Genomic DNA, 11,078 nt, shown 5'->3' on the forward strand with positions numbered 1-11,078 from the left:
CCTGGCTTTTTCGTTTCGACTGGCCTGTGGAGATGCCACAGGCCAGTTGAACGTGTCAGAAAATGTAGGTGCCGAGCTTCACCTTGAGCACGACCGGCCGGTCCGTGAAATTTAAGCCGTAATCCGTCTGGTCACCGTTCCACACGCGCGACATGACCCATTTGCCGTTGACGAAGCGGCCCTCCTCGACGCGTTCGAAGATCGCAGCGCGGTCCTTGATCGCTTTGTTGGCGCTGAACGTAAGGCGGGCATTTTGTCCGGTTACCAGGTATTCGTTGTCGCCGAGTTTCGCCAGCGCCACACCGCCGCTGGGCACCTCCGAACCCTTCGGCAGGTCGTCCTTCTTGCGTAGCCAGTACGTCTCGCCCATCTGCCACTGCCGGTAGCTGACCTTGGCGGCCCAGGCGGAACCGAGGTCGATCTCCTGGCTGCTGTGATCATCCGGCTCAGAGACGCCATAGACGTCGGATTCGAAGCTCAGCCGCGCCCATTCGCGGGCCATCGGCCCGAACAAGGAGTAGACGCGGCTGAACGGCTTGACGGCTTCCGGACCCCAATCCTTTGCGCCCAGCGGGTAGTTGCTGTAGCCGGTATAGTCAAAGCCGAACGGGTCGAACCCGATGCCACCCTGGCCCAGAATCGTGAAGATATACCGCGCGTAGACATCCTTGCTACCGCTTTCGGCGATGTAAAGCGCGTTGTCGGGGCGCCGGTAGTGCCTGACCTGGGCTTCGTAGATGTCCGACTCGGGCATATACATGTCCGGGGACAGGAAGTCGATGTGCGGTGCCGCGACCTTGTAGATGTCGATGACGTTCCACGTCGCGCCGCCGCTGCCATAGAACAGGCCGGGCACCGACTTCTTTTTGGGGTCTGGTTCCCGCGGGGACGCGTTCAGGTAGGTCGGCAGCGGATAAATGGCCTTGCCGGCCGCGGCCACCTGCTCGATATAGGACGCGATCGACCAGGCATGGAAGAACTCGTCGGCGTCAGCGCCGAATACCTCCTGCCACGTACCCGGCTGCTTGTTCAGCCGCTCCAACAGGACCTGCGGGACGGGTTGTGCGAACAGGGTGTTCGCAGCCGGAGAATAGTCGCGCACGCTGCCGAAGACACCGGATTCATTCTCCGGTTGCATCAGAATGACGGTATGGCGCTTGCCGTCGACGTCCTTCAGGTGCTTCATCAATGCGGAATATGCCTTGATGTCGGCATCGAGCGTCGTCTTGGCGTGGGGTGACAGGGCATTGGACGTGCTGCCGTCTTTCTTGATCAGTCGCGGGAACCGTTTGTTGTCGAGCTTGACCCACGCCGGCGCGTAATTCGGATTGGTGTTTTTCCACGTGCCGAACCACAGCAGACATAGGCGTACGTCGCGCTGCCGGGCTTGGCTTATGAGCTCGTCGACCCACCGGAAATCGAATTTGCCTTCCACTGGCTCGATCTGTTCCCACGCCACGGGCATGGCCAGCGTGTTCGCCTTCAGGTCGTGAATCGCGGCCCAAACCTGCGGCAGCACCTCGGGGTAATTGCTTGAATTGTTGGCCTGGCCCCCGAGAATAAGGTAGGGGGCGCCGTCAACCATCAGGGCGAATTTACCGTCTTTTTGCAGCAGATGCGGCATGGGATTGGTTGCCGCAACCGCATGCGCGGCGGGTGCGCACGCAAGAATTGCGGCGGCGACGAGAGTGGCGCAGCGCACGCGCTGCAGGGACACGACAGTCATGTTTATCCTGGACGTAAGTAGACCGGCAGCACGCAGGTGCGTGCCCGCCATCGATTAGGGAAGGGAGGCCGGTGATCCGGCTGTTGCAAGTGTAATACAGCCGGGTTCGCCGTCAAAATAAATTTACGGTGCCGTATACTTTATGCGAATCCTCACGTATAGTCGCTGTACGCTGATTCGATGCCGATACGAAAATCGGTGCCGGATTGGACGCTGATCGCTGCCATTATTTAAGTCTGGGGACACTTCATGAATTTTCGCAACATCTCGCTCGCTGCCGTGCTGTCCGTGATTGCCAGCACCGTCGCCGCACAAGCACCGGCGCCCGCACCTGCGGCGCAATCATCGAACGCCACATGCATCAAACAGAAACTGAGCTCGGAGTCGTTGGTGTCGGAACTTCTCGACGACCCGGCCGCCAAAGAAGTGCTGTACAAGCACGTCCCTTCGCTGAAAGGTAATGACCAGTTCGATATGGCCCGCTCCATGCCGTTGCGCGCGATCCAGCCGTATGCGGAGGAAACGTTCACCGACAAGGTCCTCGACGCCATCGACGCTGACCTGGCGAAGCTTCCGGTCTGTAAATAATTCAAGAAGTCTCCTTACGTGCCAGGGCGTCTCCCTGTGCCTTCATAGGACGCTGCCCGAGGTAGCGTCCTTTTTTTGCTATGATCGCGGCACTTTCGTATATACATATCAACACTTCCGGGTAACTCCATCCATGCCGAAAACCCTGCCGTCCTCCGATAACACCGAGCAGCCCGTCCAGGAGCGGGCGGACGGCGAGCGCCCCAAGCTGCGCGGGCGCCCGCGCAAGGAACACGCCGGAAATATCGATGCCGAAATCCTCAAGGCAGCCATCGCCCTCTTCGACGAGATGGGGTTCGACGGTACAGCCATGGAGGCGGTTGCGGCGCGTGCCGGCATCTCGAAGCGCACGCTGTACATGCGTTATCCGGACAAGAAGGCGCTGATCAAGGCAGTCATCACGTCCATCGTCGGCAATGCACGGAATCCCGATCCGCCGGCGTTCGTGGACATGCGCAGTTGCCTGATGTTCCATGTCGAGAACTTTTTCATGATCTGCAACGATCCCGGCATGCGTGTCCTGATGGCGATGGGCGACAAGCCCTCGCCAACCGTGCGCGAGTTGACGTCCTTGGGGCAGGAAATCACATATGAGCTGGGCATCCGGCACATCGTCCAGACGATCGTCGATACAGCCGGCAGGGTAGGCATGACGGTGCACGAACCTGCCTTTTATGCCGCGTCGCTGCTGGATCTGGCCATGGCCCACTACCAGCGCTACCGCGCATTGGGCGCGACTGTCGGCATCGCCACGACCCGGGTCGCGTCCATACGCATCGTCAATCTGTTATTCGCTGGCATGCAGGCCGACTGCGCCGCGCCTAATTGAAGTTCATTCCAGGCTGTCCAACTCCCGTTTGTTTCCCCGGCTGTTGCCATCCGCTTGCGGATCGCAACGGCCGCTGCCGTTTTACATACGTATCGAAATATGTTGCTCAAAGGTCTCGACCTGATTGCATTAATTAAACGCAGGTGTATACTTATTTTCGACATCAAGAATATTCATCAGGAGACAGAGCAATGAAAATGACTCGGCGCACGTTGCTGACCACCACTGGACTCGCGCTGGCACTACCGGCGCTAGGCGCGCCACTTCCCATCTATAAGCGCTCCAGTGCGCCGATCGCTGACCGCGTACGCGATTTGCTCGGCCGTATGACGCTCGACGAGAAGGTCGCCCAGCTTTGCTGCATGTGGATGACCAAGGCCAGCATCGTGGACAGGGAGACCTTCTCCTTTTCGCCGGAAAAAGCAGCGCGGGCGATCCCACATGGCATTGGGCAGATAGCCAGGCCGTCAGACCTGGCCGGTAGCGGCCGATTCCAGACGAAGTCGTTCCGGGAGCCGGAAGACGCCGTGGCGTTCGTTAACGCCGTCCAGCGCTATGCCGTCGAAAAGACCCGGCTCGGGATCCCGGTCCTGTTCCACGAGGAGACGGCACACGGGCTGGCAGTCAAGGGCGCGACGTCGTTCCCCATTCCGCCTGCGCTGGGCAGCACCTGGGATCCCGCCCTGGTTGAGCAGTGCTTCGCCATCGCAGGGCGCCAATCGCGTCGCCGCGGCGTGACGGTTGGGCTGAGCCCCGTTCTCGACCTCGTGCGCGATCCGCGCTGGGGCCGCAGCGAAGAGTTCTTTGGGGAAGACCCGTACCATGTCGGCATGATGGGCGCCGCGGCGGTACGAGGGCTGCAAGGACCAGTCCGTCCGATCGGGCCGGACAACGTGTTCGCCACGCTCAAGCACTTCATCCACGGCGTGCCGCAGAATGGGTTGAACATTGGCCCATCAGACATGTCCGAGCGCATGCTGCGCGAGACGTTTCTACCGCCGTTCAAGGCGGCGGTAGGCGCCAAAGCCGCCATCGTCATGCCCTCGTATAACGAAGTGGGCGGCGTGCCTTCTCATGCGAACGTCCAGCTGTTGCAGCAGACGGGCCGCGGCCTGCTCGGCTTTCAGGGGGCCTATTTCAGCGACTACGGCGGCGTCGGCGAGATCGCGGAACTTCACGGGATGGCTGACGACGCCGATGGCGCTGCGGTCTTGGCCATGCGCGCGGGCGTGGACGCCGACCTGCCCGAAGGCAGCACCTATCAGAAGCTGGCGAAGCTCGTGCAGGCCGGCCGCGTGCCGCAGGCCAGTGTCGATGCCGCCGTCGCGCGGATTTTGTCGCTGAAGTTCGAAGCTGGCCTGTTCGACAATCCTTATGTCGACCCGCAGCGCGCCGCCGACGTGCTGAACGATCCGAAGGCAACCGAGCTGGCGCGTACGGCCGCGCAGAAGGCCGTGGTCCTGCTCAAGAACGATGGCGTGCTGCCCCTGGACGGCGCGAGCGGCATGCGCATCGCCCTGATCGGGCCGGATTCCGTCAAGCCCATGCTGGGCGGCTATTCGGGCTGGCCCAAGGCGGCCGTCGGTGTGCTGGAGGGCTTGCGCCAGGCCGGCACCAACGTGAGCATCGAGCAGTCCGACGGGGTCTGGATCACGCCGCCGCTGGCGGAAGGCGTGCGTCCGGAAGCGCCGACGATCCGCAAGGTGCCGGCCGCCGACAATCAGGTACGCATCGCGGCGGCGGTCGAGGTTGCGCGGCGCTCGGACCTAGTGGTCCTCGTCGTGGGCGACAACGAGCAGGTGACCCGCGAAGCGGTGGCCGCGGTGCTGCCCGGCGACCGCAATTCGCTCGGCCTGTATGGCGACCAGGATGCGCTCGTGGAGGCCGTGCTCGGCTGCGGGAAGCCTGTCGTGGCGGTGCTGCTGAATGGCCGTCCGCTGGCAGTCAATCGTCTGGCGGAGAGGGCCAATGCGCTGGTCGAGGGATGGTATCTGGGTGAGCAGGGTGGCAACGCCATTGCCGACGTGTTGTTCGGTAAAGTGAACCCGGGGGGCAAGCTTGCTGTCAGCATCCCGCGCTCAGTCGGGGAGTTGCCGGCGTTTTACAACCGTCATCCGTCCGCGGATAAGGTGCCGTACGTCGAGGATAAGCGAACTTCACTGTATCCCTTCGGATACGGTCTGAGCTACACGACGTTCGACGTATCGGCGCCCCGCTTGTCGAAAGACCGGATCGGCCGCGACGACCTGTTCACCGTCGAGGTCGACGTCGCTAACACGGGCAAGCGCGACGGCGAAGAGGTCGTGCAGATTTATGTGCGCGATACGGTCAGTTCCGTCCCGCGTCCCGTGCTCGAGCTGAAAGCGTTCCGGCGCGTTGTGCTGCCGGCCGGCGGTAGGACAACGCTGCGCTTCGAACTCGGCCCGGACGCGCTGGCGTTCTGGGACGCCGCGATGAAATGGGTAGTCGAGCCGGGCACGTTCCTGATTAGTGCCGGTAACAGTTCGGACCGTCTTAAGTCGGCGAAGCTGGTCGTCGCCTGATATCGTTGCCTGGAGATTTCCTGATCATGGGATCATTAGCTACTCCTTTTGCGCAAATGCCAGTGGACCGTTCGGGTTTGATGAACGAAGCAATCCACGCGATCTATCAATCCGTACTGGAAGCCGAGCCATGGCGTGCGAGTATGACGCTGATTTCGGAATACATGGGTTGCACGAGCACGACCATCGTCGTGCGTCCGAGCACGGCGACTGACCTCGGATATATGGTGTGTCATCCGACGAATGGAACCGAGTTCGAGGCGGCCTATAAGACCAGGTGGTATCGGTCAGATCCCTTCGTCAACCTGCCGCGGGAGCGTGCCGTCCTCGTGTCCGACATGATGACAAACCGTGAATGGCAGGAGAGTGAATACTTCAGGGAGTTCCTGCGATCCGGCATGCCAACCGATGCCGACCATGGCATGGGCGTCGACATCGCCACGAGCGCCGGCACAGTCTGCAGGCTGCGCCTGTTCCGGTACCAGGAGCTGCCGCCGTTCGACCAGGACGACAAGCGGCGGTTGGGAATCCTCGTCCCGCACATCAAGCAGGCGCTGACGCTTGCCGCCCACGTGACGCGCAATGAAGCGGAGCGCGAGATCTACGAGGAAGGCCTGGACCGCCTGAACATTGGCGTCATCGTCCTCGACGAGCGGGGGCAGCTGCTCAGGGCGAATCCTGTCGCCTGCCACATCCTGACTGCCGGCGACGGCCTCCGCCTGTCCGGGCGCGAACTGGAAGCGTGCACGTCGGCCGAGACGCGTGAACTGCGGCGGCTCCTCAACAACACGACGACCAACGGCCGCTCCGTCGCGGCCATGTCGCTGAGCCGACCGTCGGGACGCCGCAAAATGGCCTCCGTGGTACGCAGCATTCCGATGATCGAGGAGTCCGAGGGCAGGTCCCGGCCGGCCTACGCCGTCTTCCTGCGCGACCCGGATGCACAAGCGAAACCGGCGCAAGAAATGGCCCGGCAACTGTTCGACTTCACGCCCGCCGAGGCGAATTTTGCCGTCGAACTCGTCAACGGTCTCAGCCTCGACGACGCGGCGATCAAACTCGGGATCCGCCGCACCACGGCGCGCACACACCTGCGCGCGATTTTCATGAAGGCTGGCGTCACGCGGCAGAGCGAACTCGTCAGGGTATTGTTGAACGCCGTGCTGGGACTGGACGCGCAGCGCGACTGAACTACACGAAGGAAGAAAACATATTGAAACAATCCGTGCGCGCCGTCGCGCTCGCGGCGGTGTGCCTGCACGCGGCGGCCGCGCCCCTGTCTGCAATCGAAAACGCGGCAACGCGACGCAGATGATCGTTGACGGCAAACCTTACCTCATTCTGGGTGGCGAGCTCCATAATTCGAGCGCGTCGTCCGCCGAGTACATGGCATCGATCTGGCCGCGCCTGAAGCAGATGAACCTGAATACGGTGCTGAGCACGGTGAGCTGGGACATGGTCGAGCCGAAGGAGGGCAGGTACGACTTCGGTTCCCTCGACCGCCAGCTCGACACCGCGCGTGCAAGGCCTGCGCCTCGTGATCGTCTGGTTCGGCGCCAACAAGAATGCACGGTCGACGTATACGCCAGGACGGGGGCGGCGCGACACCGCCCGGTTCGCGCGCAGCCACCGACGGCGCCAAGCCCGAATTCATGAGCTATCAGGGCGCGATACCCAATCCGGCGCTGCCGCCGTTCTCGACGTAACTGAAGGCGGCCGAGAGGCGTGTGTTCGCGGCCTTCCTGGCGCACCTGAAAGCCGTCGATCCGGACCACACTATCATCATGCTGCAGGTCGATAACGAAGTGGGCCTGCTGGGCGACAGCCCCGACCGTTCGAAGCTCGCGCAGGCTGCGTGGGATGCCCAGGTGTCCGCGCAGCTGATGGGCTACCTCGAACGCCACCGGGCCCTGCGTTGCGAGGTAGTGGGCGTCTGGGGGCGCCAGCAGTTCCGCCGCAGTGGCACGTGGGAACAGGTGTTCGGCAACGATGCGCGGGCAGAGGAAATCTTCGTGGCCTGGGCCTACGGCACCTACGTGGACAGCGTCGCCCAGGCCGCGAACAAAACGTTGCCGCTTCCGATGTACGTGAATGCATAGCTCGGACCGCAGTCTGGACAGCCGCAACCGGGGGACTACCCGAGCGGTGGCCCGGTAGCGCACATGATGGACGTGTGGAAGGCGGCCGCCCCATCGATTGCCCTGCTGGCGCCGGATATCTACGTCGTTGACGTCAAGGGCACGCTCGCCAATTTCCACCGCGCCGACAACCCGGTTTTCGTGCCCGAGTCGCGCTTCAAGACCGTGAACCTGTTCCGCGCGATCGGCGAGCACAAGGCGCTGGGATGGTTGGTCTTCGGCATCGAGGACCTGTTCCCCGGCAAACGACTGACGCAGGCCTACGACGTCCTCGGCTCGATGGCCGATGTCATCCAGCGCGCGCAGGAACGCGGTACGCTGCACTCCGTCCTCCTCGAACGCAACGATTTGGTGCCCGCGGCCGTCGCCGGCTATTCGATGACGGTCCGCGGCATGACGGCGCAGCTCAAGAAAATGATGTTCGACACCGGCGTCACGGCACCTGCGGGCGGTAGTACCGCCGCGGGCGACAAGGCGGCAGTGCCGGGCCCCGTGACGAAGGATCCGACGTCGTTCGGCTTCGTCATCGCCGGCGGACCGGACGAGTTCTTCCTCGTCGGTCAGGATTTCATGGTGGACTTCGCGCGCAACGGCAAGCTCGCCGAGATCGACTTGGTGGAAGAAGGGCGCTTCAAGGATGGGCAGTAGATTCCGGGACGCCGCCTCAACGGCGACGAACTCGTGATGCTCCTTCCCGCCCAAGGTGTCGGCGTAATCCGCGTAAAACTGCTGGACGCCGCCCCGTCTAGTCCGCACTGACGATGTCAGCGTCAACCCGGCCTTCATAATGGATGGAACAGGGTTGACGAGGACATCTATGAACACACACTTGCAGGATCCATTTGCATGCTTTCCCAGCGGCGTCGTGCTGGTCACCACCGGCCAGGAGGCTGTTGGAATAGGCGCCCTGGCTCGCAGCTTCGGCATCCTGTCACCGGCGTCCGCGCTCGTCGTGTGGACCATCGACCGGCATGCGCCGGGGGCCGCCGAACTGGAACAGGCCCCGGATTGGGCCGCGCATGTGCTGGCCTACGACCAGGCGGCGCTGGCGGCACCATCCGCAACGGCGTCCGGCGAGCTACGCGTGCACGCGGGCGCGGACGGCATCCCGGTGCTCGAAGGCTGCGCGGCTACCCTGTCGTGCCGGCGCGTCACGTCGTTCGCGTGCGAGGACAGCCTGATCGTCGTTGGCCGCGTCGTCGGCTTCGCGCGCAGCGATTTGCCGCCATTGATCCGGCACGATGGCACCGAGGCCGTGGGCATCGACATCGGCGGACGGCCCGTGGACGGGACGACGACGGCCACGTCGCTCAGTTACCTGTTGGGGGCGGCATTCTTTTATCTCTACGGCAAAATGCGCGATGTCGGCGGACGCCTCGGGTACGACAACATCGAGATGTTCGTGCTGACGGCGCTCGGCGAGCGTGGGGGGCGCACCCGTCTCGAGATCGAAACGCTGCTGGCCTACAGTGCCCATCCCACCAGCCTCCAGGCCATGGACGACCTCGAGGCGCGCGGCCTGATCGTCTCCCACGAACCGTCCAATGGCGTGGTCTCCGACACGACGTTCGACCTGACGGCCGCCGGGCGGGACGTCGTTGGACAGTTCAGCCGTGCAGGTTCGCAGGTGCAGGCCGGAATGGAAGGCCTGCTCGGCTTGCCGGAGACGGTGGCGTTGCGTGCGTTACTTTGTCGGTTCACGGAGAAAATCGACGTCGGTTCCCCTGTTGCCTGGCTCTGACCGGCACGGGAAGCGATAAAGCGCGCCCGGTGGCGATCGGGTCGCGCCGGGCGTCGGGCTCCGGCGATCGGCCCCAATCCAGGACTTCAATGCCGAGGTGATTCGGCCCACCCGAGACCCAACGCCTTCTGCAGCGAGACGAAATCGCCCGTGAGCGCCGTCTCCGCCGACGCGAGCCGTTGCTCGGTACTGATCCGCGTTCGCTCCGCGTCAAGCAAGTCCATCATGGTGGTAGTGCCGGCACGCTCGCGCTCGCGCGTGAGGTCGGCGGCACGTCTCGCTGCCTCCACGGCGCGTGCGAGCGTTGCGACGGTGACCCGGCGTTGACGGAAGCGTGCCAGCGCGTCTTCCGCATCGCGCAGCGCCGCGAGCACGGCGGCGCGGTAGTGCGAGACGGCTTCGTTGCGCATGTCCTCGGCCTTGTCGACGTTCGCGGCGTTGCGGCCGAAGTCCAGGAAATTCCAGCGGAGCCGAGGGGCGGCGAGCGCGGTAAAGTCGTCCAAGTGCGCCAGGTCGGACAGGTGCGAGCCGCCGATGCCGATCAAGCCCATCAGCGTCAAACGCGGGAAGCGGGCGGCCTGCGCCTGGCCGATCTGTGCCGTGCGCGCCGCCAGCGTGCGTTCGGCAGCGCGGATGTCGGGGCGGTTCTTCAGCAGCGCTGTCGGATCACCGACCGCCACTGCGGTGGGAGGAAGCGGAATGGGCGCCGGTTTGGCGAGTTCGTCATCCAGTGTCCCCGGCGGCAGTCCGAGCAGGACGGCCAGCGCGTTGCGGTAGCCATCCAGTTCGGCGGCGAGCTGTCCGGTATCCGCGCGTGTCGCTTCCAGCTGCCCCTGCAGCCGCGCAAGGTCGAGATCGGACGCGGTGCCCGCTTCACGGCGGCGCCGGGCCAGGTCCAGCCCCCGCTGCTGGCGCGCGATGGCATCGTCGTTCAGCGCTTCCCGGCGCTGGCAGCCACGCAGGTCGACATACAGCTGGGCCACCTCCGCAGCCAGGCTGACCTGGGCATCAGCGAGGTTCGCCTCGGCCGCCTGCACCGATGCACCAGCCGCTTCGACGGCGCGGCGCTGGCCGCCAAACAGGTCGATTTCCCAAGTCGCATCGAAACCCACGTTGTACAGGTCCAGGCGCGACGGCAATTGGGAGCCGTCCTCGGCGCCGCCGCTCATCGACGGCAGGCGCGCGTGGGCGTAAAACAGGTCGGCGCCGCCCCTCGGCATCTGGTTGGCGCGCTCGGTGCGGGACATGTCGCGGACATGCAGCAGGCGCGCTTGCGCCGCCGCCAGGCTGGGGTTCGCGGCGAACGCCCGCTCGACGAGGCTGGCGAGGGTGGGGTCGCCCAGTTGGTTCCACCATGCGGCCACGCGCGGCGCCTCGGGCGGCTCGCCCGCTCGCGTAAACGCGGCGGGAAGGGGCGTTGCGGGCGGACCCGCATAGTCTGGCCCGACGGTGGCACAACCGGCGGCGAGGCCTCCCAGCACGAACGAAAAAAATGCTCTTAGGTACACGAAGA

Annotated in this window: 10 protein-coding genes and 1 pseudogene; 9 read left to right on the plus strand and 2 right to left on the minus strand. The window is 64.0% G+C overall.

Annotated features, from left to right (window positions below):
* Nucleotides 1-55: 55 nt before the first annotated feature.
* The gene (locus tag QPK29_RS30125) at nt 56-1,726 is read right to left on the minus strand and encodes a DUF5597 domain-containing protein (protein ID WP_371772175.1); all 1,671 of its coding nucleotides are present in this window, start codon (nt 1,724-1,726) and stop codon (nt 56-58) included.
* A 249-nt stretch (nt 1,727-1,975) separates the two neighbouring features.
* Here QPK29_RS30125 and QPK29_RS30130 point away from each other — a divergent pair, with 249 nt between their 5' ends.
* From QPK29_RS30130 to QPK29_RS30170, 9 genes and pseudogenes are all read left to right on the plus strand, one after another.
* Complete coding sequence (locus QPK29_RS30130; protein ID WP_371772174.1) at nt 1,976-2,314, plus strand: hypothetical protein; 339 nt, start codon at nt 1,976-1,978, stop codon at nt 2,312-2,314.
* A 133-nt stretch (nt 2,315-2,447) separates the two neighbouring features.
* Complete coding sequence (locus tag QPK29_RS30135) at nt 2,448-3,143, plus strand: TetR/AcrR family transcriptional regulator (protein ID WP_371772173.1); 696 nt, start codon at nt 2,448-2,450, stop codon at nt 3,141-3,143.
* A 191-nt stretch (nt 3,144-3,334) separates the two neighbouring features.
* Nucleotides 3,335-5,686, plus strand: coding sequence for a glycoside hydrolase family 3 N-terminal domain-containing protein (locus QPK29_RS30140; protein ID WP_371772172.1), 2,352 nt, complete (start codon nt 3,335-3,337; stop codon nt 5,684-5,686).
* A gap of 80 nt (nt 5,687-5,766) precedes the next feature.
* The gene (locus QPK29_RS30145; protein ID WP_371772171.1) at nt 5,767-6,876 is read left to right on the plus strand and encodes a helix-turn-helix transcriptional regulator; all 1,110 of its coding nucleotides are present in this window, start codon (nt 5,767-5,769) and stop codon (nt 6,874-6,876) included.
* Nucleotides 6,877-6,997: 121 nt separating this feature from the next.
* Nucleotides 6,998-7,147, plus strand: a pseudogene (locus QPK29_RS30150) (hypothetical protein); the annotation flags it as partial.
* A 104-nt stretch (nt 7,148-7,251) separates the two neighbouring features.
* Nucleotides 7,252-7,392 carry a hypothetical protein gene (locus QPK29_RS30155; protein WP_400189895.1) on the plus strand — a complete coding sequence of 47 codons (141 nt, stop codon included), beginning with the start codon at nt 7,252-7,254 and terminating at the stop codon, nt 7,390-7,392.
* Nucleotides 7,393-7,413: 21 nt separating this feature from the next.
* Nucleotides 7,414-7,785 (plus strand): hypothetical protein, encoded by a 372-nt coding sequence (locus QPK29_RS30160; RefSeq protein WP_371772169.1) that lies wholly within the window; start codon nt 7,414-7,416, stop codon nt 7,783-7,785.
* A 63-nt stretch (nt 7,786-7,848) separates the two neighbouring features.
* On the plus strand, nt 7,849-8,472 hold the full coding sequence (locus QPK29_RS30165; RefSeq protein ID WP_371772168.1) for a DUF5597 domain-containing protein: 624 nt from the start codon (nt 7,849-7,851) through the stop codon (nt 8,470-8,472).
* A 169-nt stretch (nt 8,473-8,641) separates the two neighbouring features.
* On the plus strand, nt 8,642-9,565 hold the full coding sequence (locus QPK29_RS30170; protein WP_371772167.1) for a flavin reductase: 924 nt from the start codon (nt 8,642-8,644) through the stop codon (nt 9,563-9,565).
* An 86-nt stretch (nt 9,566-9,651) separates the two neighbouring features.
* On the opposite strand, the gene QPK29_RS30175 is transcribed toward QPK29_RS30170, so the two are convergent.
* Nucleotides 9,652-11,073, minus strand: coding sequence for an efflux transporter outer membrane subunit (locus QPK29_RS30175; protein WP_400189889.1), 1,422 nt, complete (start codon nt 11,071-11,073; stop codon nt 9,652-9,654).
* Nucleotides 11,074-11,078: the final 5 nt, after the last annotated feature.

It is taken from the genome of Massilia orientalis, from assembly GCF_030411975.2.
Classification (GTDB): domain Bacteria; phylum Pseudomonadota; class Gammaproteobacteria; order Burkholderiales; family Burkholderiaceae_D; genus Telluria; species Telluria orientalis.

Excerpts from the sequence above, each read along its gene's own strand:
- QPK29_RS30130 (WP_371772174.1), top strand. The coding sequence starts at position 1,976 with ATGAATTTTCGCAACATCTCGCTCGCTGCCGTGCTGTCCGTGATTGCC.
- QPK29_RS30140 (WP_371772172.1), top strand. The coding sequence starts at position 3,335 with ATGAAAATGACTCGGCGCACGTTGCTGACCACCACTGGACTCGCGCTG.
- QPK29_RS30135 (WP_371772173.1), top strand. The coding sequence starts at position 2,448 with ATGCCGAAAACCCTGCCGTCCTCCGATAACACCGAGCAGCCCGTCCAG.
- QPK29_RS30170 (WP_371772167.1), top strand. The coding sequence starts at position 8,642 with ATGAACACACACTTGCAGGATCCATTTGCATGCTTTCCCAGCGGCGTC.
- QPK29_RS30165 (WP_371772168.1), top strand. The coding sequence starts at position 7,849 with ATGATGGACGTGTGGAAGGCGGCCGCCCCATCGATTGCCCTGCTGGCG.
- QPK29_RS30155 (WP_400189895.1), top strand. The coding sequence starts at position 7,252 with ATGCACGGTCGACGTATACGCCAGGACGGGGGCGGCGCGACACCGCCC.
- QPK29_RS30125 (WP_371772175.1), bottom strand. The coding sequence starts at position 1,726 with ATGACTGTCGTGTCCCTGCAGCGCGTGCGCTGCGCCACTCTCGTCGCC.
- QPK29_RS30145 (WP_371772171.1), top strand. The coding sequence starts at position 5,767 with ATGAACGAAGCAATCCACGCGATCTATCAATCCGTACTGGAAGCCGAG.